General features: G+C 71.5%; 22 protein-coding genes. 16 read left to right on the forward strand and 6 right to left on the reverse strand.

Going from position 1 to position 21,100, the window contains the following annotated elements; translation table 11 throughout:
* The first annotated feature begins 61 nt into the window (after window positions 1-61).
* The 3 genes from A6F73_RS34685 (at window position 62) to A6F73_RS34695 (ending at window position 2,924) form a co-directional block, all read left to right on the forward strand.
* Window positions 62-979 carry an MBL fold metallo-hydrolase gene (locus A6F73_RS34685; RefSeq protein ID WP_063352769.1) on the forward strand — a complete coding sequence of 306 codons (918 nt, stop codon included), beginning with the start codon at window positions 62-64 and terminating at the stop codon, window positions 977-979.
* A gap of 71 nt (window positions 980-1,050) precedes the next feature.
* A complete protein-coding gene (locus tag A6F73_RS34690) occupies window positions 1,051-2,490 on the forward strand; it encodes a carboxylesterase family protein (RefSeq protein ID WP_063352314.1) in 1,440 nt (479 codons plus the stop codon).
* A gap of 104 nt (window positions 2,491-2,594) precedes the next feature.
* On the forward strand, window positions 2,595-2,924 hold the full coding sequence (locus tag A6F73_RS34695) for a hypothetical protein (RefSeq protein WP_063352315.1): 330 nt from the start codon (window positions 2,595-2,597) through the stop codon (window positions 2,922-2,924).
* Between the two features lie 66 nt (window positions 2,925-2,990).
* Here the strand turns inward: A6F73_RS34695 and A6F73_RS34700 are convergent, their stop codons facing one another.
* Window positions 2,991-3,653 carry a GDSL-type esterase/lipase family protein gene (locus tag A6F73_RS34700; protein ID WP_063352316.1) on the reverse strand — a complete coding sequence of 221 codons (663 nt, stop codon included), beginning with the start codon at window positions 3,651-3,653 and terminating at the stop codon, window positions 2,991-2,993.
* A 408-nt stretch (window positions 3,654-4,061) separates the two neighbouring features.
* On the opposite strand from A6F73_RS34700, the gene A6F73_RS34705 reads away from it, so the two are divergent.
* From A6F73_RS34705 to A6F73_RS34720, 4 genes are all read left to right on the forward strand, one after another.
* Complete coding sequence (locus A6F73_RS34705; RefSeq protein ID WP_244293814.1) at window positions 4,062-5,102, forward strand: ABC transporter ATP-binding protein; 1,041 nt, start codon at window positions 4,062-4,064, stop codon at window positions 5,100-5,102.
* Window positions 5,103-5,133: 31 nt separating this feature from the next.
* Window positions 5,134-6,384, forward strand: coding sequence for an ABC transporter substrate-binding protein (locus A6F73_RS34710; protein ID WP_079136516.1), 1,251 nt, complete (start codon window positions 5,134-5,136; stop codon window positions 6,382-6,384).
* Between the two features lie 62 nt (window positions 6,385-6,446).
* On the forward strand, window positions 6,447-7,301 hold the full coding sequence (locus tag A6F73_RS34715; RefSeq protein ID WP_063352771.1) for an ABC transporter permease: 855 nt from the start codon (window positions 6,447-6,449) through the stop codon (window positions 7,299-7,301).
* Window positions 7,302-7,314: 13 nt separating this feature from the next.
* Window positions 7,315-8,130, forward strand: a complete 816-nt coding sequence (locus A6F73_RS34720) for an ABC transporter permease (RefSeq protein WP_063352318.1) — start codon at window positions 7,315-7,317, stop codon at window positions 8,128-8,130.
* A gap of 162 nt (window positions 8,131-8,292) precedes the next feature.
* On the opposite strand, the gene A6F73_RS34725 is transcribed toward A6F73_RS34720, so the two are convergent.
* A complete protein-coding gene (locus A6F73_RS34725) occupies window positions 8,293-10,347 on the reverse strand; it encodes a transglycosylase domain-containing protein (RefSeq protein WP_063352319.1) in 2,055 nt (684 codons plus the stop codon).
* Between the two features lie 464 nt (window positions 10,348-10,811).
* Here A6F73_RS34725 and A6F73_RS34730 point away from each other — a divergent pair, with 464 nt between their 5' ends.
* The 3 genes from A6F73_RS34730 (at window position 10,812) to A6F73_RS34740 (ending at window position 13,540) form a co-directional block, all read left to right on the forward strand.
* A complete protein-coding gene (locus A6F73_RS34730; protein ID WP_030918248.1) occupies window positions 10,812-11,015 on the forward strand; it encodes a cold-shock protein in 204 nt (67 codons plus the stop codon).
* Between the two features lie 372 nt (window positions 11,016-11,387).
* Window positions 11,388-12,941 carry a DEAD/DEAH box helicase gene (locus tag A6F73_RS34735; protein ID WP_063352320.1) on the forward strand — a complete coding sequence of 518 codons (1,554 nt, stop codon included), beginning with the start codon at window positions 11,388-11,390 and terminating at the stop codon, window positions 12,939-12,941.
* Between the two features lie 218 nt (window positions 12,942-13,159).
* Window positions 13,160-13,540, forward strand: coding sequence for a CBS domain-containing protein (locus A6F73_RS34740; RefSeq protein ID WP_063352321.1), 381 nt, complete (start codon window positions 13,160-13,162; stop codon window positions 13,538-13,540).
* On the opposite strand, the gene A6F73_RS39990 is transcribed toward A6F73_RS34740, so the two are convergent.
* A complete protein-coding gene (locus A6F73_RS39990; RefSeq protein WP_244293815.1) occupies window positions 13,530-14,036 on the reverse strand; it encodes a hypothetical protein in 507 nt (168 codons plus the stop codon). The genes A6F73_RS34740 and A6F73_RS39990 overlap by 11 nt on opposite strands.
* 11 nt (window positions 14,037-14,047) lie before the next feature.
* Window positions 14,048-14,290 (reverse strand): hypothetical protein, encoded by a 243-nt coding sequence (locus tag A6F73_RS42390; RefSeq protein WP_063352322.1) that lies wholly within the window; start codon window positions 14,288-14,290, stop codon window positions 14,048-14,050.
* A 329-nt stretch (window positions 14,291-14,619) separates the two neighbouring features.
* Here A6F73_RS42390 and A6F73_RS34755 point away from each other — a divergent pair, with 329 nt between their 5' ends.
* Window positions 14,620-15,252 carry a hypothetical protein gene (locus A6F73_RS34755; protein ID WP_063352323.1) on the forward strand — a complete coding sequence of 211 codons (633 nt, stop codon included), beginning with the start codon at window positions 14,620-14,622 and terminating at the stop codon, window positions 15,250-15,252.
* 91 nt (window positions 15,253-15,343) lie between these two features.
* Here the strand turns inward: A6F73_RS34755 and A6F73_RS34760 are convergent, their stop codons facing one another.
* Window positions 15,344-16,237 carry an NADP-dependent oxidoreductase gene (locus A6F73_RS34760; RefSeq protein ID WP_063352324.1) on the reverse strand — a complete coding sequence of 298 codons (894 nt, stop codon included), beginning with the start codon at window positions 16,235-16,237 and terminating at the stop codon, window positions 15,344-15,346.
* A 79-nt stretch (window positions 16,238-16,316) separates the two neighbouring features.
* On the opposite strand from A6F73_RS34760, the gene A6F73_RS34765 reads away from it, so the two are divergent.
* Both A6F73_RS34765 and A6F73_RS34770 read left to right on the forward strand, forming a co-directional pair.
* Complete coding sequence (locus A6F73_RS34765; protein ID WP_063352325.1) at window positions 16,317-16,904, forward strand: TetR/AcrR family transcriptional regulator; 588 nt, start codon at window positions 16,317-16,319, stop codon at window positions 16,902-16,904.
* A 127-nt stretch (window positions 16,905-17,031) separates the two neighbouring features.
* Entirely contained in the window at window positions 17,032-17,472 is a 441-nt protein-coding gene (locus A6F73_RS34770) for a hypothetical protein (RefSeq protein ID WP_063352326.1), read from the forward strand.
* Window positions 17,473-17,509: 37 nt separating this feature from the next.
* Here the strand turns inward: A6F73_RS34770 and A6F73_RS34775 are convergent, their stop codons facing one another.
* Window positions 17,510-17,815, reverse strand: coding sequence for a hypothetical protein (locus A6F73_RS34775; protein WP_159398696.1), 306 nt, complete (start codon window positions 17,813-17,815; stop codon window positions 17,510-17,512).
* Between the two features lie 307 nt (window positions 17,816-18,122).
* Here A6F73_RS34775 and A6F73_RS34780 point away from each other — a divergent pair, with 307 nt between their 5' ends.
* The 3 genes from A6F73_RS34780 (at window position 18,123) to A6F73_RS34790 (ending at window position 21,091) form a co-directional block, all read left to right on the forward strand.
* A complete protein-coding gene (locus A6F73_RS34780) occupies window positions 18,123-18,863 on the forward strand; it encodes a hypothetical protein (RefSeq protein WP_208869247.1) in 741 nt (246 codons plus the stop codon).
* A gap of 490 nt (window positions 18,864-19,353) precedes the next feature.
* Complete coding sequence (locus A6F73_RS34785; protein ID WP_063352328.1) at window positions 19,354-20,790, forward strand: NUDIX hydrolase; 1,437 nt, start codon at window positions 19,354-19,356, stop codon at window positions 20,788-20,790.
* Between the two features lie 82 nt (window positions 20,791-20,872).
* The gene (locus tag A6F73_RS34790; RefSeq protein WP_063352329.1) at window positions 20,873-21,091 is read left to right on the forward strand and encodes a hypothetical protein; all 219 of its coding nucleotides are present in this window, start codon (window positions 20,873-20,875) and stop codon (window positions 21,089-21,091) included.
* Window positions 21,092-21,100 lie beyond the last annotated feature (9 nt).

A 21,100-nucleotide genomic window follows, 5' to 3' on the forward strand; every position in this document is an offset into this window, starting at 1 on the left:
TATCCCGGACCCCAGGACGGACCGCATGGATCAGAACATGAACGAGAGCATGGATCACGACATGGATCAGGACCCCGACCAGATCACCCTGGGCGACGTCACCGTCACCCGCGTCAAGGAGTTCTACGGCTCGACCGGGCTGACGCCTGGCCAGTTCTTCCCGGACAGCCCCGACGGTTCGTGGGACGAGCACCGCGGCTGGCTGGTGCCCGACTTCTGGGACCCGGAGACGGACGAGTGCCGTACGGCGATCCAGTCCTGGCTGCTGCGCAGCGAGGGGCGCACGATCCTCGTGGACACCGGCGTGGGCAACCACAAGGACCGTCCTTACGCGCCGGTGTGGAGCCGCCTGGACACGGGCTATCTCGACAATCTCGCCGCTGCCGGCGTGCGGCCCGAGGACGTCGACGTCGTGGTCAACACCCATCTGCACATCGATCACGTGGGCTGGAACACCCGCCTGGACGGCCGGGACTGGGTGCCGACCTTCCCGAACGCGACATACCTGATGCCCCGGCGGGACTTCGAGTTCTGGGACCCGGCCAACGAACACAGGAGCGTGTTGGGCCGGGGGAACCAGAACGTGTTCGAGGACAGCGTCGCGCCGGTCCATGCGGCAGGGCTGACGCACCTGTGGGAGGGGACGTACCGGATCGACGGGAATCTGCGTCTCGATCTCGCTCCCGGGCACACTCCCGGCTCGTCCGTGCTCACCCTGGAGTCCGGCGGCGACCAGGCCCTGTTCGTCGGGGATCTGGTGCACACCGCGTTGCAGATCGCGGAGCCGGAGACCAATTCCTGTTTCTGCGAGGACCCGGCGGAGTCCCGCGCGACCCGGCGCAGGCTGCTCGGCCGCGCCGCCGAGAACAACGCGCTCGTCCTCCCTGCGCACTTCGGCGGCCGAGGGGCGATGGAGGTCGCGCGCAGCGGGTCGAAGTTCGCGATCAAGGAGTGGGCGGGTTTCTCCCGGATCTCCTGACGTCCGGATCTCCTGACGTCCCGTCCGGAGATCCCTCAAACCATGTCCCTTTCCCGAGAGGAAGTCATCCCGTGTCCCGACAGGCAGATCCGGTCGCCGAAACCCCGGCGGGCGCCGTGCGCGGCGTCCGTGACGAGTCCGGCGAGCGCTTCCGCGCCCTTCCGTACGCGGCGGCGCCGGTCGGTGCCGGCCGGTTCGCCGCGCCCGCGCCGCACCCGGGCTGGTCGGGTGTCCGTGACGGCGGCAGGCCCTCGCCGACCGCTCCCCAGCCGGCCCGGGACTTCGGCCGGCTCGACATGAGCCCCTACTTCGGGCCGGGCTGGGTGCCCGGCGAGGAGTACCTGACCGTCGACGTCCACACGCCGGCCGCCGACGGGGGCAGGCGCCCCGTCATGGTCTTCGTGCACGGCGGCGGGTTCGTCACCGGTTCGAGCCGCGCGGCGCTCTACGGCGGCGGCGCGTTCGCCCGCGACGGCGTCGTCCTGGTGACGGTGAACTACCGCCTCGGCGTGCCGGGGTTCCTGGAGCTGGCGGGTGCTCCGGCCAACCGCGGGCTGCTCGACGTGCTCGCCGCGCTCAGGTGGGTGCGGGGCTCGGTGGCGGCCTTCGGTGGCGACCCGGGGAACGTCACGGTCTTCGGCCAGTCCGCGGGCGCCACGCTCGTCGGCGCGCTGCTCGCGACTCCGGCGGCCGCCGGTCTGTTCCGGCGGGCGATCGTCCAGAGCGGCAACGGCTGCGGCGCGTTCACGCCGGAGCAGGCGCAGCGGGTCACCGCCGCGGTGGCGGCCGCGCTGGGCGTCGAGCCGACCGTGGAGGCGTTCGCCCTGGTCCCGGACGAGCGTTTCGTGGCGGTCCTGCCCGCGCTGGCCGGCCTGGATCTGCGGACCGGCACCGCTTCGGACCCGCTGGCCGGGCTCAGCCCGTTCAGCCTGGTCCTGCCGGCGCAGCCCGCCGACGCCCTCGCCGACGGCCCGGCCGCCGACGTCGATCTACTCATCGGCACCACCACCGAGGAGGGGCACCTCTACGTCGTCCCGCAGGGCGGTCTGGAGTCCACCACGGACGCCGACGTGCTCGCCGTCGCCGCCCGGGTGCACCCGGACCCGGAGGCCGCCCTCGCCGCGCACCGCGCGGTCCGGCCGGGCGCGACACCGGGCGAGCTGCGCTCCGCCGTGCTCGGGCAGGCCCTGTTCGAGGCCGGTACAACGCGTCTGGCGCAGGCCCACGCGCGAATCTCGGGCGGCCGTACGCACCGCTACTCGTTCGGGTACCGCTCGACGGCCCTGGGCGGGCGGCTCGGCGCCGCCCACACCGTCGAACTGCCCTTCGTGTTCGACGTCGCCGACGAACCGTGGCTGCACGGGGACACCGGGCTACTCGGGCCCGACCCCGCCCCGGCGGGACTCGCAGCCCGGGTCCACGACGCCTGGGTCGCGTTCGCCGGCACCGGGGACCCAGGCTGGGCCGCCTACGACCTGCGGCGACCCGTGGTGGAGGCCTTCGGCGGCTGAGCGCCGCCAGTGACCGTCAGGAATCGCCAGAGGCATGGCTCCCCCAGTGCTGGACCGGAGAAAATCCGGTCGGCTCGGCTACCGCCGACGCATAGTCTGGCCGCATGGCCCATGCGAAGACCTCGTACGTCTGTCTGCCCTGCCGGGCCTCGTACAAGCAGCGCTACCTCGGTACGCACGAACGGCGCTGCCCGCGCTGTACCGAGGCGCTGATCCACGTCGGCTCGGCCTTCGCGGCTCCTCGTCGGAGGGACGACGCCGGCTGGCGGACCCTCTCCGTGCTGCTGCACGCGGGGGTCCGGTTCCACAAGGGCTGCTGTGGTGGCCCCGGCTACCGGCCGCGCACGCTCAGCGAGGTGCGCGAGCGGATGGCACACGCCCGGCTCACCGGGGCACCGTTCGCCCGCGTGCTGGTGCGCCAGGAGCTTCCCTAAGCTCATTGGCTCTCCCCGAACCACCCGCCCACCCGATCGCCGGGTCGCGGGTGGTCTCGGGCCCGGTCAGGCGACCAGGCGCAGCCAGGCTGCCGCGAGTGCGGCGTGGCCGGCGGGCGTCGGGTGGACGCCGTCCGCGGACCAGTGCTCCGGGCCGGCCGTGGCGGCGAGTTCGGCGAACATGCCGTCGGCGGCGAGCAGGTGCGCGCCGTAGGTGCGGGCGAGCTTGCGCACGGCCTGGATCTTGGGGTCCAGGTCGGTGCGCCATTGCCGTCGTTCTTCCGCTCCGATGAGGGCGGCGCCGGCCTCGATGACGCCGTGGACCGGCAGGAGGAACGGCTCGATGAGGATCAGCTGCGCGCCCGCCTCGGCGAGGGGCGCGAGCAGGCGGTCGTAGCCCGCTTCGAACTCCTCCGCGGGGATCACACGCCCCTCCGGGTCCAGCGTGTGCCAGCCCATGTCGTTGACTCCGACGAGGATCGACACCACGTCCGGGCGGGCGTCGAGCACGTCGGTCTGCCAGCGGGCTTCGAGGTTCATCACCTTGTCGCCCGCGTTCCCGGTGTTCAGCCAGGTCACGGGCCGGTCCGGGTGCCGGAAGCCCCACTCGCCCCCGATGCGCAGCGGGTAGCCATACCCGAGGCCGTCCTCACTCTGCTGCCGTTGGCAGTCGGTGATCGAGTCGCCGGTGAACATCACGGTGCTTCCCGGTCGGATGGTGATCGTCATGTGCGCTCCTTGAACGTGAATATGGAGGTGGACGTGGACGTGGACGTGAATTCGGTTGACGTGGACCTGAATTCGGGCGAGGAGAGGCAAGGCCGGACCTCTCGAAGGTGCCGGACCTCGCCGTCATCGGGCTGACAAGCGCCGCCATGTCACCGCCATGCCCCCGTCATCGCGCTGACGGCCCCCGAGGCCGGTGGGCCGCCGTCGCCCGGGCCGGTGGCTTTTCTGCTTCAGTCGAAGATTCAGAGGATTCGGCAGCCCCGCGGATCCGACAGCAGAAGCCGCGAGACCGAGGTGCGGATGACGTCCAGCCCAGTTCCCAGTCCGTCCGCCAGCCCTTCTCCCAACCCGCCGGAGCGCACGTCGGGCTGCTCGGCCGGCCGTCCGCTCGTGCCCGGTGCGGTCGCGTTGTCCGGGGTCAGCAAGGCGTTCGGCGTGGTCAGCGCCGTGGACGGGATCGATCTGGAGATCAGGCCGGGCGAGTTCTTCTCGATGCTCGGGCCGTCCGGGTCGGGCAAGACCACGGTGCTGCGCATGATCGCGGGCTTCGAGGCGCCGAGCGCCGGCCGGGTGCTGCTGGGCGGGGTCGACGTCACCGGCTTGCCCGCGTTCGACCGCGACGTCAACACGGTGTTCCAGGATTACGCCCTCTTTCCGCATCTGTCGGTGTGGCAGAACGTCGAGTACGGGCTGAAGGTCAAGCGGGTGCCGCGGGCGGAGCGGGCCGCACGGGTGGCCGAGGCGCTGGCGAGCGTGCAGTTGCCCTCCTTCGGTGACCGGCGCCCGGCCGAACTGTCCGGCGGGCAGCGCCAGCGGGTCGCGCTGGCCCGCGCGCTGGTCAACCGCCCGTCCGTGCTGCTGCTCGACGAGCCGCTCGGCGCCCTCGACCTGAAGCTCCGGCTGGAGATGCAGCTCGAACTCCAGCAGATCCAGCGCGAGGCCGGGATCACCTTCGTCCTCGTGACCCACGACCAGGACGAGGCGCTCACGATGAGCGACCGGATCGCGGTCCTCAACGCCGGCCGGATCGAGCAGGTCGGTACTCCCGCCGAGGTGTACGAGCGGCCGGCCACCGCGTTCGTGGCGGGCTTCGTCGGCACCTCGAACCTGCTCCGGGGCGCCTGCGCCGAGCACGTCTTCGGCCGGCCCGGGACGTACTCGGTGCGCCCCGAGAGGATCCGCATCGCCCGTCCGGATGACCCGACGGGGCCCGACGAGTACGGCGTCACCGGGACGATCGGCGAGGTCGTCTACGCCGGCGCGCAGACCCGCTTCCTGGTCGACCTGGCGGCGGGCGGGCGGCTGGTGGCCGTCCGGCAGAACCTCGACGGCTCCGGTCTCGACGGCTCCGGTCTCGACGACTCCGGTGCCGACGCCTCCCGCCGCCGGGGGGCGAGCGTCCTCCTGGCCTGGCGGCGACACCACACCGTCCGTATCGACAACTCCTGACCCTCAACCCTTGACGAAAGCGATCGAGTTCATGAGCACCACGCGCCCCCGACGCCGCCGAACCCTGCGCCGCCCTCCGCACCGCCGCCCCCTGAGCGCCCTGGCGGCCGCGGCCGCCCTGCTGCTTCCCGTGGCGTGCGCGTCGAACTCCGGTGGCGGCGGCGGCACGGGTACCGGGTTCACCGCACCGGACATCCCCGCGCAGAAGTCCCTCGGCCCGGGCGAGGGCACCGTCAACATCGTCGCCTGGGCCGGCTACGTCGAGTACGGGCAGGACAACAAGGCCGTCGACTGGGTCACCCCGTTCATCCGGCAGACCGGCTGCAAGGTGAACCTCAAGGTGGCGGGCACCTCGGACGAGATGGTCGCGTTGATGAAGACCGGCCAGTACGACACCGTCTCGGCTTCCGGTGACGCGACGCTGCGTCTGATCGCGGGCGGCGACGTCGCGCCGGTCAACACCGCGCTCGTCCCCAACTACGCCGATATCTACCCCGGGTTGAAAAACCGCCCGTGGAACTCGGTCAAGGACGTGCCGTACGGGATCCCGCACGGGCGCGGCGCCAACCTGCTGATGTACAACACCGACAAGGTGACCCCCGCCCCGACCTCCTGGGGCGCGGTCTTCACCCCGGACTCGCCCTACGCCGGGCACCTCACCGCGTACGACAGTCCGATCTACATCGCCGATGCCGCACTGTACCTGATGAGGACCAGGCCCGAGCTCGGCATCAGGAACCCCTACGCCCTGACCTCCTCCCAACTGGACGCCGCGGTGGCGCTGCTCAAGGTCCAGAAGAAGCAGGTCGGCTCCTACTGGAGCGACTACACCAAGGAGCAGGCGGCGTTCGACTCCGGCGACTCCCTGATCGGCACCACCTGGGAGGTGATCCAGCAGGCGGTCGCCGCCGACGGCAGGGTGCGGACGCAGGCGGTCCTGCCCGTCGAGGGTTCCACCGGCTGGTCCGACACCTGGATGGTCTCGGCGCACGCCCAGCACCCCAACTGCGCCTACGCGTGGATGGATTACATCGTCTCGCCGTCGGCCAACGCGCAGGTCGCCGAGTACTTCGGCGAGGCCCCGGCCAACTCCAAGGCCTGCGCGCAGATCGCCGACAACCCGGGCTTCTGCGCCGACTACCACGCCACCGACGAGAACTGGTGGAAGGACGTCTACTACTGGACCACGCCCACCGCGCAGTGCGCCGACGGCAGCGGCCGCGACGACTGCACCGCGTACGCCCAGTGGGTCACCGCCTGGAACGGGATCAAGAGCTCTTGAGCGCCCCCGCCACGGCACGCACCCCGGCGCACACCCCCGCGCGCACCCCGACACGCACCCCGATGCGCCGGCTGGCCGGGCTGCTGGACCGGCGCCCCGGTCTGCGGCTAGCGGCGCTGCTGGCGGCGCCGATGACCTGGCTGGTGCTGGCGTACCTCGGCTCGCTGGCGATCCTCCTGCTGTCCGCGTTCTGGACCACCAACGCGTTCACCTCCGCCGTCGAGCAGCGCTGGACCGTCGACAACTTCCGGTCACTGCTGACCGATCCGCAGTACCGGACGGTCGCCGTGCGCACGCTGGGCATCGCGGTGTCGGTGACGGTGATCGACACGGTGGTCGCCCTCCCGATGGCCTTCTTCATCGCCCGCGTCGCTCGGCCCGGGAGCCGGCGCCTGCTGCTGGTGGCGGTGCTGACGCCGCTGTGGGCCGGCTACCTGGTCAAGGCCTACGCCTGGTGGGTGATGCTCAGCCACGGCGGCGTCCTGGACTGGGTCGCCGCCCCCTTCGGCGGGCACTCCCCCGGTTTCGGCGTGCCGGCGGTGGTCATGGTGCTCGCGTACCTGTGGCTGCCCTACATGGTGCTGCCGCTGTGCACCGCGTTCGGGCAGCTGCCCGACAGCCTGCTCGCCGCCGCGGCGGACCTCGGCGCCGGCCCCTGGCGGACCCTGCGCACGGTGGTGCTGCCGCTGGCCAGGCCGGCGCTCATCGCCGGGTCGGTCTTCACCTTCTCGCTGAGCCTGGGCGACTACCTGACGGTGCAGATCGTCGGCGGCACCACGTCCATGCTCGGCAACGTCATCGCGTCCAACGTGACGCTGAACCTGCCCCTGGCGGCCGCGGTGTCCTGCGTCCCGGTGCTGCTGATCGTGGGCTACCTGCTCGCCGTGCGCCGCACCGGCGCGCTGGACAGTCTGTGAGGCCGACGCCCTGATGCAACTCTCCCGCGGTGCCCGGATCCTGCTCCGGGCGGCGACAGCCCTGGGGTTCGCCGTCATCTACGCCCCGCTGCTGCTGGTCCTGGTGAACTCCTTCAACGCCTCGCGCTCCTTCGCCTGGCCGCCGTCCGGCTTCAGCACCCGCTGGTGGACGGCCGCCTGGCAGGAGACCGGGCTGCGCGAGGCGCTGGCCACGTCGCTGAAGGCCGGGCTCGGAGCCACCGGGGTGGCGCTGGTCCTGGGCACCATGGCGGCCTTCGCCGCGACCCGGTACCGGTTCTTCGGCCGGCAGTCGGTCTCCTTCCTGCTGATCCTGCCGATCGCCCTGCCCGGCATCGTCACCGGCATCGCGCTCAACGCCGCGTTCCGCACCGTGCTGACCCCGCTCGGGGTGGGTTTCGGCCTGTTCACCGTGGTCGTCGGGCACGCCACCTTCTGCATCGTGGTGGTGTTCAACAACGTGTCGGCGCGGCTGCGGCGCATCGCGCCGTCGACCGAGGAGGCGTCGGCGGACCTCGGGGCGGACACCTTCCAGACCTTCTGGCACGTCACACTGCCCGCCGTACGCAGCGCGCTGCTCGCCGGGGCGCTGCTGGCCTTCGCGCTCTCCTTCGACGAGATCGTGGTGACCACCTTCACCGCGGGCCCCGGCACCCGGACGCTGCCGCTGTGGATCTTCGAGAACCTGGCCCGGCCCAACCAGGGCCCGGTGGTGGATGTCGTGGCCTCGGTGCTGATCGTCCTGGCCGTCCTGCCGGTCTACCTGGCGCAGCGCCTGTCCGGCGAGCCGCTGGAGGGGCACGGCCCCTGAGCGGCCCCCGGCCGGGGGCGCTCGCGGGGGGTCGCGCCGGGCACCGGGACCGCGCCGGGCACCAGGGTCGCGCCGGGCACCGGGACCGCGCCGGGCACCAGGGTCGCGCCGGATTCCGTCGGCGCGACCCCGCTCAGGACGAGCACGCCCAGAACGAGCACGCTAAGGCAGCTGTACCGGGGTGAAGGTGCCCGCCGGGGTGTCGGCGAGGGCGCCGTTCATGGCGTCGCGCCAGATCGGGCCGGCCAGGGTGCCGCCGAAGGCCTGGCCCACGACGGTGCCGCCGATGCGCTGGCCGTCCAGGGGCTTGGGGTTGTCGGTGTCGCTGACGACAGTGGCGCCGGCCATTTCGGGGGTGTAGCCGACGAACCAGACCTGGCGGCTCGCGTCGGTGGTGCCGGTCTTGCCGGCGCTGTCGCGGCTGCTGAGGCCGGCGGTCTGGCCGGTGCCGTCCTCGACGACGCCCTTGAGCATCGCGGTGACGGTGTCGGCGGTGGTGGTCGACATCACGGCGGAGCAGTTCGCCTGCGGCACCGCGAGCTGCTTGCCGTCGGGGCCTGTCACCGAGGCGATGGCGGTCGGCGCGCAGTAGGTGCCGTGGGCGGCGAAGGCCGCGTAGACGCCGGCCATCTCCAGCGGGGTCAGGTCGTTGCTGCCGAGCGTCATCGACGGGACGACCTGGAGCTTCTCGCCGCCCGCCTGCTGGGTGATGCCGAGCTTGTTGGTCATCTGGGCGACGTTGCACAGCCCGGCGTCGCCCTCCAGCTTGGCGAAGTAGGTGTTGACGGACTGCGCCATGGCCGTCTTCATGTCGAACTGGCCGGTGAGGCTCTGGCTGTCGTTGTGCACCTGCCCGGCGGAGGGGAACCGGCCGCCGGAGCAGTCCGTCATCGCCGGCCACGGGATGCTGTAGTCGGTGGTGTAGCTCTGGCTCGGCGAGATGCCGTTCTCCAGGGCCGCCGCGGCGACGATCGGTTTGAACGTCGAGCCGGTCGGGAAGCCGAGCCCGCCGCCCATGGCCTTGCCGACGTTGTAGTTGATCTGGGTCTGGTGCTGCTTGCCGTCGACGCCGTACGGGCGGCTCTGGCCCATCGCGAGGATCTTGCCGGTGCCCGGCTCGACGATGCTCATCGCGGTCGCGGCCTGGTCGCCGGCGTTCACGTGGGCGGTGACGGAGGCGTAGAGCGAGGCCTGGGCCTTGGGGTCGAGCGTGGTGTGGATCTGGAGGCCGCCGCGCTTCCACACCGCCTGCCGTTCGGCCGCCGACTTGCCGAAGGCCGGATCGGTGAGCACCGTCTGGCGCACGTAGTCGCAGAAGAAGCCCTCGCCCTGCTTGGCCAGGATGCAGCCCTGCTGCGGCGCCTGGACGTTGAGCCCGAGCGGGGTCGCGATGGCCTGCTGGGCCTGCTCCTTGGTGATGTGCCCGTACTCGGCCATCTTGCGCAGCACGGTGTCGCGCCGGTCCTTCGCCGCGGTCGGGTTGACCGTCGGGTCGTAGCCGGTGGGCGACTGCACCAGGCCGGCGAGCAGCGCGGCCTGCGGCAGGGTGAGGTCCTTGGCGTGCACGCCGAAGTAGCGCCGCGCTGCCGACTCGATGCCGTAGGCCTTCTCGCCGAAGAAGGTGATGTTCAGGTAGTTGGTGAGGATCTGGTCCTTGCTCAGGGTCTCCTCGACCTTGATCGCGTACTTCAGTTCCTGGATCTTGCGGCCGACGGTCTGGCGCTGCGCCTCGGCCACCTTCTGCGGGTCGTCGCCCGCCTCGTCGACGAAGACGTTCTTCACGTACTGCTGGGTCAGGGTGGACGCGCCCTGCGCGGTGCCGCCGGAGGTGGCGTTCTTGTCCAGGGCACGCAGCACGCCCTTGAGGTCGATCGCGCCGTGCTCGTAGAAGCGGTTGTCCTCGATGTCGACGAGTGCGGTCTTCACCAGCGGGGATATCTGGTCCGCCGGGACGACGGTGCGGTCGCGGTCGTACACGGTGGCGATCGTGCCGCCCTGCGCGTCGAGGATCGTCGAGGCCTGTGAGAGCGCCGGGGTCTTGAAGTCGTCGGGCAGGCTCTGGAAGTCGTCGGCCGCCGACCGGGCGCCGAGCCCGGCGGCCGCCACCGCGGGCAGGGCTATGCCCGCCGCCACGATCCCGGCGATCACGCTCACCCCGATCAGCCGCGTTCCGTGCCCCAGTTTCCGCATCTCCGTCGCCTCCCGCTTCTCCGCCATGTCGTGCGCGACGTTACGTGCGCGTCATGAGGAACTCCTTGGGAGGTGGGCCCCGCCGTGTCACAGCCCTGCGACAGTCCGCCGCTCGCCTCGGGTTCCAGCGGTTGTCGCGGCACCCCGTCCAGCCCGGCTCCGGCGAACTCCGCGAAGTCCGTCATCCGAGGCGGCGGAATTGACACTTCCTGCCGTTGGCGCCGGAGAGGGCAAGGGTGGTCTTTCCGAATCCGGCAGCCCCCGGGGGGAGGCTTCCGCGAAACCCGGGGCGACAAATTCGCCCGTGGCGGGCCCGAGCCTGCTAGAGTCGTACGAGTTGCAGTAGTGGTTCCCATGGACTTTGTGTGCGCCTGCTGATGTTTTGCAGGCGCATTTTTGTTTCCCGGCTCTTCCCCGGGTGGGTGCTCATCGCGGCGACTCGGAGCCTGCATGGTGCGGGCTTCGGACAGCCCTTGAAGGAGATTATTTTTATGGCTAATGGCACCGTGAAGTGGTTCAACGCGGAAAAGGGCTTCGGCTTCATCGAGCAGGAGGGTGGCGGCCCGGACGTCTTCGCCCACTACTCGAACATCAACGCCAACGGCTTCCGTGAGCTGCTCGAGGGCCAGAAGGTCGAGTTCGACGTCACGCAGGGCCAGAAGGGCCCGCAGGCCGAGAACATTCGCCCGCTGTAGTTTTTCTGCCATGGCACCCGCCTAGCAGCGAGGGGCCCGCACCGCGTACATGTTGCCCGGTGCGGGCCCCTCGGCATTGCGTCACGGACGCATTCCCGGCCGCTCAGGCCCCCTGGCTCCGCCACCGGCGGCCATCCCCACGCGAGACCCACAGCTCCGCGTCCGGATCGGCGCCCTGCCGTGACAGCTCACGGTTCGAGGTCGTTCGCTCCCGCCCCTCCCGGGTGAGCGCCGACCGTAGGTGACGTGCCGCACGGTTCTACCGTCCACGCTCCGCCCGTCACACTTCCGGCCCGTTCCCTTGCGGTCTCCGTCGGCGCCCCGCGCCACGGGGCCTTCCTCGTGACGCGCCGCCTTGAGGAAGGTCTCCACGTGAACCGCTCCAGTCGCTCCTCGTACCAGAACGCCAACTCCCGATCCGGCTCAAGCTCTCGCTCCGGCGCAGGCTCCCGCTCCGGCGGCAGTTCCTTCTACGGCTCCCGCCCGGCCGGCGGCCGGCGCTCCTCCGACCGGGGCCGCCGCCAGGACTCCTCCCCGCAGGGCGAGTTCGCGATGCCGGTGAGCACCACTCCCGCCCTGCCGGCCGTCGAGTCCTTCGCCGAACTGGACATGCCCGCGGCCCTGTTGAAGACGCTGACCCGCCAGGGCGTCACCTCGCCGTTCCCCATCCAGGCCGCGACGCTGCCCAACTCGCTGGCCGGCCGCGACGTGCTCGGCCGGGGCCGCACCGGCTCCGGCAAGACCATCGCCTTCGGTCTCGCCGTCCTGGCCCGCACCACGGGGCAGCGGGCCGAGCCCCGCCGCCCGTTGGCCCTGGTGCTGGTCCCCACCCGCGAGCTCGCGCAGCAGGTCACCGAGGCGCTCACCCCCTACGCCCACTCCGTGCGGCTGCGGATGGCGACCGTGGTCGGCGGGATGTCGATCGGCCGCCAGGCGCAGGTGCTGAACCGCGGGGCGGAGGTCGTGGTGGCCACCCCCGGCCGGCTCAAGGACCTGATCCAGCGCGGCGACTGCCAGCTGGACGGGGTCGGCGTCACCGTCCTCGACGAGGCCGACCAGATGGCCGACATGGGCTTCCTGCCCCAGGTCACCGAGCTCCTCGAACAGGTCGCCGAAGGCTGCCAGACCATGCTGTTCTCCGCCACCCTGGACCGCAACGTCGACCGCCTCGTGCGGCACTTCCTGAACGACCCGGTCACCCACTCGGTGGACCCGTCCGCAGCAGCGGTCAGCACCATGGAGCACCACGTGCTGCACGTGCAGAACCACGACAAGAACGCCACGATCGCCCACATCGCCTCCCGCGACGGCGGGGTGATCATGTTCACCGACACCCGGGACCGCGCCGACGCGCTGGTCGAGGACCTGCTCGCCAACGGGGTCAAGGCCGCGGCCCTGCACGGCGGCAAGTCCCAGCCCCAGCGCAACCGCACCCTGGAGCAGTTCCGCACCGGCCAGGTCACCGCGCTGATCGCCACCAACGTCGCCGCCCGGGGCATCCACGTCGACGGCCTCGACCTGGTCGTCAACCTCGACCCGCCGAGCGACCACAAGGACTACCTCCACCGGGGCGGCCGCACCGCCCGGGCCGGCGAGTCCGGCACCGTCGTCACCCTCGTCCTGCCCAGCCAGCGCCGCCAGATGGCCCGGATGATGACCACCGCCGGCATCACCCCCGTCACCACCAGGGTCCTCGCCGGCGACGAGGACCTGACCCGCATCACCGGCGCCCGCGTCCCCACCGGTGTGCCCGTGGTCATCGCCGACCCCGTCGTCGAGCGTCCGCGCCGCAGCGCGGCCACGAACCGCGGCCGCCGCGGACGCCCCGCCCCCACCGGCGGCGACACCCGCGCGGCCTCCGGGCGCGACAACCAGGGCTCCTCGGGCCGTCGCCGGGCGCCCAGGCGCGTCGCCGTCGCCGCGTAGCACCCCAGCGGGCCCGGCTCACGGCGCGGACCGGGCCCGCTCAGCCGCTCCCAGGCCTGGGAGGCCTCCGCGGCACCCCGGTTCCCGCGACCACCGCACCCGGAAACCGGAACCGGCCCCGCGGTCCGCTCCGACGTACGCCGTCAGCCCCAGCCGCCCCTCCGCCAGTGCCCCGATCACCGCCGACCCCGGCGGAAGCGACACGAAGGAGTCCGCCCATGACCATCGCCCCCGGACACCCCGCAAGCACCACCACGGTCGGCGACCTCATGAAACGCCCGGAACTGCAGATCAGCGACGATGTCATGGTCGACACCGCGATGGACATCCTGCAGAGCTCGGGCAGCGACCACCTGCTCGTCCGCGACGACGACGGCCGCTGCGCCGGGCTGCTGACCCGCCTGCACCTCGCGCCGTTCCAGGCCCGGTCCTGGTACACCGAGCGCACCCCGGTGCGCGACATCGTCCTCGACCGAGCCCCGTTCGCCACCGCCGACATGCCCGCCACCACGGCGGCCGCCGCCATGCGCTCCCGCGACCTGGACGTGTGGCCGGTGGTGGACCACGACGGCCGCGCCATCGGCCTGCTCAGCTTCTAGACCCGATCCCCTCGACGACCCTCGTCAGACGCTCCCCCGCCTGGTCGACGCTTCCGTTCTGCGCGCAGACCTGCGCCCCTTCGAGCACAAAGGTGATCTCGGCCGCGGCCTTCGCCGGGTCGGGCAGCCGCGCCTCGGCGCACATGGCAACCAGCCTGCACAACTGGCGGGCCTTGTGCTCCTCGATGACCTGCCGTGCCGGGTCGGAGCGGTCGGGCAGTTCGGCGATGGAGTTGATGAACGGACAGCCCCGGTGCGAGATCGCCGGCAGCCCCTCGGCGATGAAGCGGGCCAGGCCCAGGATCTGGCCGACAAGGTCGGCGAGCGCGCCCGCGAGATCCTGGCCGCCATCACCGCGGACCCCGAGTTCTCGGCGTTCGAGGCGGCGGCCTACGAGCTGACCGGCAGCGAGACCGACGCCGAGGTGGACCGCCGCCTGGCCATCCTCGCCGAGAAGTACGCCTCCATCGGCTTCGGTCGCAGCGGGCGAGAGCACGCCATCACCTTCTAGCCCTCGGGCAGCTCCTGGCCGGCACTCGCGTACCGGCCGGGAGGCAGCCCGATGCGGTCTCCGTGCACACAGGCCGGGATTCCCTCCCGGCTGTACCGGAAGCCGTCGTCCGGGTTGAACGGGTAACCCCTGCTGGGGCGTTCGAGCACATCGAACGCCCCAGCAGGGAGCCGGAGGCTGGGGCAGATCCAGCACGCATCGTGATCGTCGTCGTCGTTGATGAACGGCTCGGCGGACATGAACGCAGAGTAGCGATCGAGACACCGAAGCGCGCAAGCCCCAGGTGTCGCAGGAGTTCCGAGGGCCGACCCGCCCCACAGCCGCCCTCGGCGAAGGAGGACAGACCGATGGCGCGACGCACCCCCAAGCGTGAGCACCGACCGAGGTCTGACCGCAGTCCCCAACTGATGCCGGCTAATTGACGGCATGGGCGGGTCGGCGCGGGTGGCCATCCGAGCCGACCCGCCACTCGGTGTCGCACACACACCCACTCAAGCTAGCCGGCCTGCGCCACCAGACCGACCAGCTGTAGTGCCACGCTGGGCAGAACCGAACCACGGAGGGTCAAGTGCTTGATCACCTCATCACTCACGACGACAACCTGCGGATGGTCCCCACCGACCGGAACGAGCTGACCACCGCGGTCGGCCAACTCCACGAGGAACTGCGGGCCTTGCCCGAGGGGACCGACCCCGCTCGTATTCGGGTCCTGGCCAGATGGATCGGCATCGGCCAGATGTGCCTGGGCCACCACGCGGAAGCCCGTACGTTCCTCCGGCAGTCGCTCGACCTGGCCGCAGCGATCGGGAACACCCGGGCCGTCGTCGCCACCGGGCTCAACCTCGGCGACGCGCACCGCTACGCCGGTGCCGTGCAGGCTGCGGACGCGCTCTACCGCAGCGCGCTGAACACCGCGCGAAGCCAGCACCCGGAGCTCCTTGACTTCGCGCTCCAGCACACCGGAAAGCACCTCATGGAACGCGGCGACCTCGCAGGCGCCCAAGCCCATCTGCAAGAAGCGCTGCGCCTGCGGATCGCCAAGGGGGACACCGGGCTGGTCGAGTCCACGCAAACCGCCCTCGACCGGGTCGAGCTGCTGCTCGGCCAGGCCCCCGCCGCCTTCAACCCCCAGCGGCGGGCCCGCCTCCGCCCTGCGACTGCCCCCGCTTCCGCTGCCGCAGGACGGAAGACGATGCCCTGAGAACACGCGCCGCAGGGAGGTAGAAGGGGCCACGGCAGGGTCGTGGCACCCACCACCTCGGCCTGTTTCTACAGGTCGAGAACAAGACGGCTCAGACGAGCACGACCCGGCGCCCCCGCGTGTGGCCGGCGTGGCTGTCGATGTGCGCCGCCGCGGCCTCGGCGAGCGTGTACGACTTCTCGACCGGGATGTGGAGCCTGCCCCGCGCGATGAGGTCGACGGCCTCCGCGAGCGCCTCCGGCATGCTCCCGGCCACGCCGGAGAACCGGACGCCGAGCTGCGGCGCCCCGAGATCGGCGATGGAGACCACCTTCTGCGGATCCCCGGTCAGCTCGACGAGTTCGCGGATCACGCCCGAACCGGCCAGGTCGAGCGCCGCGTCGACCTGGCCGAGTTGCCGCACCCGTTCGACCCAGCCCTCGCCGTACGTCGTGGCGACGGCGCCCAGGCTGCGCAGGTAGTCCTGGTTCGCGGCGCCGGCCGTGCCGATCACCGTGATGCCGCGGTCGCGGGCGATCTGCAGCACTGCCGAGCCGACACCCCCGGACGCGCCGCTGGCCAGCAGCGTCTGCCCGGGCCGCACGCCGACCTGGCGGATGATGCGCAGCGCGGTCTCCACCACGGAGGGGTAGCCGGCGGCCTCTTCGAACGTCAGCCCTTCGGGCATCCGGGCCCAGGCCGACAGCACGGCGAACTCGGCGTAGGTGCTCAAGCCCTCGCCGAATACGTGGTCGCCGGCCTCGATCTCGTCGACGCCCTCGCCGACCTCGTCGACCACCCCCGAGGCGTCCTGCCCGACGCCAGAGGGCAACTCGATCGGGTGGGCTTGGAGGAACTGGCCTTCGCGGATCCTCCAGTCGACGGGGTTGACGCCCGCCGCCCGTACGGCGATGCGGATCTGGCCGGGGCCCGGGTGGGGCCGCTCGGCGTCGACGAGCTGCAGAACGTCCGGCCCGCCGAACTCGGCGAAGCTCACCTTCTTCATGTTCTTCATGTGGTCGACCGTAGCACTAACGGTTAGTGTTTCAGAACTGTTCCGCCTTCGTATCTGCTAGCGTGAGGGCATGACCGTGCCGCCCGGACGCCGCGAACGCAAGAAGGCCGCGACCCGCCAGAAGATCGCCGACACCGCCCTGCGGCTCTTCCTGGAGCGCGGGTACGACGCGGTGGGAATCCGGGACGTGGCCGCCGAGGCCGACGTGGCCGTCACCACGCTCTTCTCCCACTTCGCCTCGAAAGAGGCCCTGGTGTTCGAGCGGGACGACGACTTCGAGCAGCGCCTCACCCAGGCGGCCACCGCCCGGGCGCCGCACGAGCCGCTCATCCCCGCGCTGCGCCGCGAGATCCACGCCCTGGTGCGCCATTGCACGGCGGACGCCGCCGCCCCGATCTGGCGCATGATCGAGGAATCCCCCGCCCTGCGGGAGTACGAGGATTCGATGAGGCTGCGCCATGCGGACTCGCTGGCAACGGCCATCGCCACCGACCTCGGCCTGCCGCAGACCACGACCGCCTGCCGGGCGATCGCGAGGTTCACGATCGACGCCTATGCGCTGGCCCGTGAGGCGGCCGATCCGGAGGCCGCGGTGGACGAGATCTTCCGGATGATCGAGGCGGCCTGGGAGGTCACCGGCCCTGCTCGACACGCGTGAAGCGTCGCGGAGCAGCCCCGCAACCGCACTGAAGGTCCCTTCGACAACTCGAAGGGACCTTCGTGTCTGCGACACATCTACTGCGGTTATTTGTGTTCAGGATCCGGGGCTGCAAGGGTGTTGCACCATGAGGATCACGATCACCGTGGAGAATCCGACCCCCGAGGCGCTGGAGAAGCTGCTCGCCTTCGCCACCATGCCGGACGCCGTCGTGACCGCGCTGCCCGACGATCGCTGGACACCGGAGCGGGCCCGCTCGTACTACGACCGCCTGCCGCCCCGGGCGCAGCAGATCCTGCTTCAGGTCGTCGAAGGCGACGGCGAGTGCGCCGCAGAGGAGTTGAAGGCGAACGGCCGCAGCCTGCGGGGATCCACCGGCGCGTTCCGCCGCGTCCTCTCCGAGGGCAAGCGGACCGGCCTCTGGCCGGACGCCTTGCCCGTGCCGCTGGTGTCCCACGTCGTCGGCGGGCAGCTCAAGAAGCTCGAAATGCCCGGATCCGGTACCGACCAGTACCCGTACTCGGCCTTCGAGGAGGGATTGCGCGACGCGCCGGCCCGCGATCGCTGATCGCCCGGGAAACCGCTCAGGCACGCATCCCCATCAGTCAGTTGTCGCTGTTGACGTTGGTGAGGGCGGCGCTGTAGCCCGTGGAACAGTACAGGGTGTCGGAGCCGTCGCCGGTGTGCCAGCGACCGTTGATCGTCTGCCGGATGCCCTTGACGCTGTCGCTTTCACAGATCAGGACGAGTTGCCAGTGGTTCTTCGGGGCGCTGGTCTGGCAGTTGACGGAGCCCCAGTTCTGGCCCTGGTTGGTGACGCAGTAGGAGATCGCCGAGGCTGACGGCGCGGCGATCAGCCCCGCTCCCATGAGCAGTGCCGCCCCGGTGCCGATGGCTGCGATTCGACGCATGACCTTCTCCTTGTCGTAGATCCGACACAGCATGTGCGGCCAGCATTCCGAAGATGTGAATGCGTGTATACATGAACAGCACAACTGGCCGAAACCGACCCTTCCGCTTCGGTCCCGTGGCGCGCCGGCCTGCGGTGCAGGTGAGGGCACGGGGAGGGCGTAGCAGTCTGGTGACATAGCAGGGTCTGTTTCGTCGACTGCTCACACTAACTTCGTTCCTGTACGCAGCCACGTTGCTCCTGGTCCCCGCAGGAGAGGCCACGGGCAACGAGCTGTTCCTCACCCGTACTTCGCTCAGGAGCACCGCATGTCGACCTTAACGAACCGTCGCTCGTCCGCCGTCCGTACGCTGGCCGGCTCCGCCCTGGCGGCCGCTCTGCTGGTGTCCACCGCGACAGCTTGCTCCAGCCCGTCCCCCGCGCCCGGCACCGCCGCTCCGGCCGCCGCGCCCACCACGCCCAGCGCGCAGGGCACCACCCCGCCGGCCGCCGCGCCCAGCGCTCCCACCACGCCCGACGCCGCCGCGCCAGCCAGCACTCCGGCCGCGCCCCCCGCGCCCGGCACCGCCGCTCCGGCCGCCACGCCCACCGCGCGCCACACCACCACGCCGCCGGCTGCCCCGCCCAAGGGGACGTCCCCGGTCCGCACCCAGAAGCTGGTGGACGGCAGCACGGCCGAGATCCGCGCGACCGGCAACCAGAACTACGTCGCGAAGATCGTCAACAACGGTACGGAGTACGGCACGTTGGAGACGCACGACTCCGACGCCGGGGTCGACTTCAACGACATGTTCATCGTGCTCTCGCTGGACGGCACGGCCCACTCCTGGATGGGCGGCGGGCACCAGGGGCCGGGCACGTTCAAGCTCGCGGGCGGCTGGACGGCCAAGGTCACGAAGATCGGCGAACTCCACTACCGCGCGCAGATCCTCGGCAACGACGGCGCGGTGAACGGCACGCTGGAGGCGAACCAGCAGGACGCCGGAGCCGTCGCCAACGGCGTGTACATGGTGCTCAGCACCGGCGGCGAGATCAGCGCAAAAATGTGAACATGAACAAGATCGTGCTATGAACGCCCAGGAACCCGTCGGCGGGCCGCCGGCGGAAACCTCCTGGACCGCCCGGCCAGCCGAACGAGTGAAGCCGGCGGCGACTGCTCCCCGCGCGGCCTCGCCGCCCACGCGAGCGTCGGCAGCAGGCTCGAAGCCCGCCTGACGACCGCGCTCGAACAGGCTCTCGCCGCCCGTGCGCTGGGCTCCGCCACCCTGCCGACCGGCCGTTCGCGACCGGCTGGAGGGCGTACCCGACACGGCGGCGCGGTGCTCGAAAACTCCCCGTTCGCCCCGGGCGCGCCCGGAGGTGGCCTGCTTGAACCCCGCGTTCGAACAGCGCCATCATCTGTCCCCTGCCGACCACACGGCCGCCCCAACTCGGCTGCCCTGAGGCTGATTCGGCCTGCACCGGCGCGCCGGCAGGAGGAGCGTCCCGGCGCCCCCGCTCAGCAGCCCCGTCGGCCCGAGGGAACGAGGAGTCCGCGCAGTGATCGATTTCAAGGTGCTGACCGCACTGGCCGCCCACGAGGACATCGAGCGGATCGGCGTCGGCGTGGTGGTCCGCGACGCCTCCGGCCGGGTCCTGATGATCCGCCGGGCCGCGCACGACGCTCTCCCCGGCCTGTGGGAGTACCCGGGCGGCGGCCGGGAGGACGGCGAGGGGACCGGCGGCCGGGAGAGCGGCGAGGGGATCGGCGGCCGGGAAAACGGCGAGGGGATCGAGGCGGGCGCGGCCCGGGAACTGGCCGAGCAGACCGGGCTCGCCGGGCTGCCGCTGGAGTACGCGCGGAGCCTGGACCTCACCGACCCGAACGGCCGGCGGGTACGGCAGTTCGTGTTCACCGCCGTCGTGCCGGACGGCACCCCGGTCACGCTGTCGGCCGAGCACGACGACCAGCAGTGGGCCCGTCCCGACCAGCTGCCGCAGTCCGGCGACGGAGAGCGCGAGGTGGTCAGGTGGCTCACCCGTCGCCTGGCGATCCCGGGCTGGCGGCCGGTCGGCGGCTACCTCACCACCGTCGCGCGGCCCACGGTCTACGGGTGCTTCCTGGTCACCGACCCGGACGGCCGCGTCCTCGGGATGCGCTCGACCATCAACCCGGCCGTGTGGAACCTCCCCGGCGGCAACGTCGAACACGGCGAGACCCCGTTCGGCACGGCGCTGCGCGAGGCCCAGGAGGAACTCGGTTTCGACCTCGCCGCGGAGAACCCCGAGGTGATCGCCCGGCGGCGCCTGGTCGCGGTCGTCCACGAGCAGGCCGGTACGGAGTACCCGGTGCCGGTGTGCGGATACGTCTTCGACGGCGGCGTCCTGACCCCCGAGCAGCAGGCCCGCATCCGGCTCGACCCGGCCGAGCACACCGAGTGGCGCTTCGAGACCGCCCACGACTGGTGCGACCTGATGCCACCGGACCGCTACCAGCGGCTCCTCCAGGCACTGCGCGCCCACCGCTGCGGCACGCCGCTGTACCTGGAACGCCCGTCCCCGGCCGACGAGTTCGAAGGAATCATGGTCCTCGTCACCGACCGGCACGGCCGGCTGCTGATGCACCACCGCGACGACAAGCCGGGCATCGCCTGGCCGGGCTACTGGACCCCCATCGGCGGCTGGCGCGAGGGCGTCGAGACCCCGCAGGAGAACGCGGCGCGCGAGGTCCGCGAGGAAGCCGGCATCGAGATCACGGGGCTCCGGATCCTGCCCGGCCCGCACCACGAGCTGGTCTCCCCGCTCACCCGCGTCCTGCACGCCGCCTGGGACGGCCCGGAGGCGGACCTCCGGCTCGGCGACGAGGGCCTGGCCGTCCGCATGGTCCCCCTGGCCGAGGTGCTCGACCTCAAGGTCCCGCCCTACCTTCAGCACTACCTGCCGCTGCTGGCCGACAGGACCGACGGGGCCGACCAGCCCGCGAGGAGGACCTCGTGAACCAGCCCGGGCACAGCGAAACCGGCCACAGCGAAACCGGCCGGTCGGGCCGCCCGGCCCCGTCGCAACCGACCGCCTGAGGATGGCCGGCCGCCACCGCCGCCCGCCCGAGCCGCAGCTGCCGGCCGACACCGATGCCCGGCTGCGGGCCATCGCCGACCAGCGGCCCGTCGTGGAGGAAGGCATCGTCACCTTCCCCGCCAGCACCGTCCCGTACGCCTACCGCACCGTGCACCGGCCCGACGGCGGCACCGACCAGCACCTCGTCCGCCTCGACCTGCCCCGACGACCACCCGGGTGACCGGCTCGG

Origin of the sequence: Streptomyces sp. MJM8645 (genome assembly GCF_001625365.1) — a bacterium.
GTDB lineage: Bacteria > Actinomycetota > Actinomycetes > Streptomycetales > Streptomycetaceae > Kitasatospora.

Bases quoted from the DNA above. Each gene is read 5' to 3' on its own strand.
- A6F73_RS34685 (WP_063352769.1), top strand. From the start codon at position 62: ATGGATCAGGACCCCGACCAGATCACCCTGGGCGACGTCACCGTCACC.
- A6F73_RS34695 (WP_063352315.1), top strand. From the start codon at position 2,595: ATGGCCCATGCGAAGACCTCGTACGTCTGTCTGCCCTGCCGGGCCTCG.
- A6F73_RS34700 (WP_063352316.1), bottom strand. From the start codon at position 3,653: ATGACGATCACCATCCGACCGGGAAGCACCGTGATGTTCACCGGCGAC.
- A6F73_RS34710 (WP_079136516.1), top strand. From the start codon at position 5,134: ATGAGCACCACGCGCCCCCGACGCCGCCGAACCCTGCGCCGCCCTCCG.
- A6F73_RS34715 (WP_063352771.1), top strand. From the start codon at position 6,447: ATGCGCCGGCTGGCCGGGCTGCTGGACCGGCGCCCCGGTCTGCGGCTA.
- A6F73_RS34720 (WP_063352318.1), top strand. From the start codon at position 7,315: ATGCAACTCTCCCGCGGTGCCCGGATCCTGCTCCGGGCGGCGACAGCC.
- A6F73_RS34725 (WP_063352319.1), bottom strand. From the start codon at position 10,347: ATGGCGGAGAAGCGGGAGGCGACGGAGATGCGGAAACTGGGGCACGGA.
- A6F73_RS34730 (WP_030918248.1), top strand. From the start codon at position 10,812: ATGGCTAATGGCACCGTGAAGTGGTTCAACGCGGAAAAGGGCTTCGGC.
- A6F73_RS34740 (WP_063352321.1), top strand. From the start codon at position 13,160: ATGACCATCGCCCCCGGACACCCCGCAAGCACCACCACGGTCGGCGAC.
- A6F73_RS42390 (WP_063352322.1), bottom strand. From the start codon at position 14,290: ATGTCCGCCGAGCCGTTCATCAACGACGACGACGATCACGATGCGTGC.
- A6F73_RS34760 (WP_063352324.1), bottom strand. From the start codon at position 16,237: ATGAAGAAGGTGAGCTTCGCCGAGTTCGGCGGGCCGGACGTTCTGCAG.
- A6F73_RS34765 (WP_063352325.1), top strand. From the start codon at position 16,317: ATGACCGTGCCGCCCGGACGCCGCGAACGCAAGAAGGCCGCGACCCGC.
- A6F73_RS34770 (WP_063352326.1), top strand. From the start codon at position 17,032: ATGAGGATCACGATCACCGTGGAGAATCCGACCCCCGAGGCGCTGGAG.
- A6F73_RS34775 (WP_159398696.1), bottom strand. From the start codon at position 17,815: ATGCGTCGAATCGCAGCCATCGGCACCGGGGCGGCACTGCTCATGGGA.
- A6F73_RS34780 (WP_208869247.1), top strand. From the start codon at position 18,123: ATGTCGACCTTAACGAACCGTCGCTCGTCCGCCGTCCGTACGCTGGCC.
- A6F73_RS34790 (WP_063352329.1), top strand. From the start codon at position 20,873: ATGGCCGGCCGCCACCGCCGCCCGCCCGAGCCGCAGCTGCCGGCCGAC.